Origin of the sequence: Gallibacterium anatis DSM 16844 = F 149 (assembly GCF_000379785.1) — a bacterium.
Lineage (GTDB): Bacteria > Pseudomonadota > Gammaproteobacteria > Enterobacterales > Pasteurellaceae > Gallibacterium > Gallibacterium anatis.
In genome coordinates, this window is the sequence record NZ_KB903767.1 from 1 (window position 1) to 1,813 (window position 1,813).

Consider the following 1,813-nt stretch of genomic DNA (forward strand, 5'->3'; position numbering starts at 1 on the left):
TGGGTTTCCCAACTACCAAATGTTCTCGCCCAAATATATTTATCACCTTGCTGAATATTACCTTCACAACGCTCATAAACTCGTGCAAGATTTGCTAAATGTCTGCTGGTATCCGCAACTACTTGGCTACTTGCCCCTGCTAAGGTTGGCAATGATTCTAGCAACGCATTTGCTGCTTGGTGTTTATCACGTATCGTATAGAATAAACGTGATAATTCATCTGCTGGAGAACGTTCAAAGTTTGCATCTAATGCAGCCGCTGCTCCTGCCGCACGACCTAAATTAAAGGCGTTAACCACATCACTTAGCTTAATGTCAGATGCAATAGGCGTCATATCTAATGATTTTCCATCACTAGAAAGAGTTGGTATAAAGTTAAATAACGCACTATTATCTTCATAATCCCTAAAAGGTTTATCTGGGCTTGCGATAGTAAGCGAGTCTGCACTAATAAAGCCTTGGAACTTACCATCTACCAAGTCTTTCTCATTACTTCCCGCAATATCAACAACGAGTTTTCCTTTCGACACATCCGCATTTCCTGTCACGTCAATCTTAGTATAACCATTTGGTGTAGTAATCACATGTAACTCACCTTCAAGCTCTAACCCTTTTAAGGCTGTACCTTGTTTATCTACAGATAATATCGCTTTTGGTTTTACATTCACTTGAGCCTGACCAAGCTTACCACCTTCTGAGATTTGCAATGTGCCATCATTCACATTAACGTTACCAGCAAATGGGTTGTTAGCTTTCACATCAAAGGTACCATCACCTTTTTTGTTAAATGTACCTGTACCACTGATTGGCGCAGAAACAGGTTGTGTTACCGTACCTGAGGCCACATTAAGATTTAACGTACCATTCAAATTGATTGCATCTTTACCACCCGGTGCACTATTAACCCCATCAAAGAGTCGAGTACCATCTGTTGGGTTGAGATTCAATGTCGCATTGTTGACAACATTGATAGTGGATGCCTCATTATCGGAAGCATCAGGACTTACGATGTTAGGTGTTGTCAATGTCGCATTCGGATTCACATTGAGCGTACCACCATTCATTGAAATAGGGTTTGTTGCATCCAATTTACCCGCAGGTGAACCAGAAGCGTCGCTCACATTCAAGGTACCATCATTGGCAATATTCACATCCTTAGCAGCAACTTCACCATTAACATTAACCGTTGCTGGCTTATCATCACTATCACCAACGTTCAATGTATTGGCGTTAAGTTTAGAACCATTATCGACGGTCAATACACCATCATTAGCATTTACGGTACCAAGTGTGTTGGTTGGTGCAGTTAATACTAAACCACCATTACCTTCTTTATTTAAGGTACCTGTACCGGTAATGCCTGCGGTATTCGCTTGAGTTGCGGTATTACCGTCTGCTACATCTACATTTAACTTACCATCGACATTGATAGCATCACCACCTTTAGAGGTATCTAAACCAGCAAATAAAGGTTGATCACCTGTTGGTTTAAGGTTAAGTGTACCTGTGCTGCCTATATTAATTTTAGCATCATCAGCACTTTCCTCTTTTGCAGGATCAGAGGTAATATTTTTCGCATTCAAGGTACCATCAACATTAACGTTACCTGAATTCACCACAAAGTCATTTTGACCATTGTCGCCGGAATTCAAAGTACCGCCTTGAGCGATGTCCACAGTACCACCATTAACGGTTGCACTGTCAGCAGCGGTTACTTCACCGCCATCATTCACATCAACAGTACCGCCACTAATAGCGATATTGGTCGTGTTAAGTGTGCCATTCTTATTAACATCAACATCACCACCGCTAA

General features: G+C 41.4%; 1 protein-coding gene. It reads right to left on the reverse strand.

Annotated features, from left to right (window positions below):
* Nucleotides 1–1,813 (reverse strand): autotransporter outer membrane beta-barrel domain-containing protein (locus tag A3EO_RS13010; RefSeq protein ID WP_018347399.1); only part of this gene is annotated, 1,813 nt, incomplete at both ends.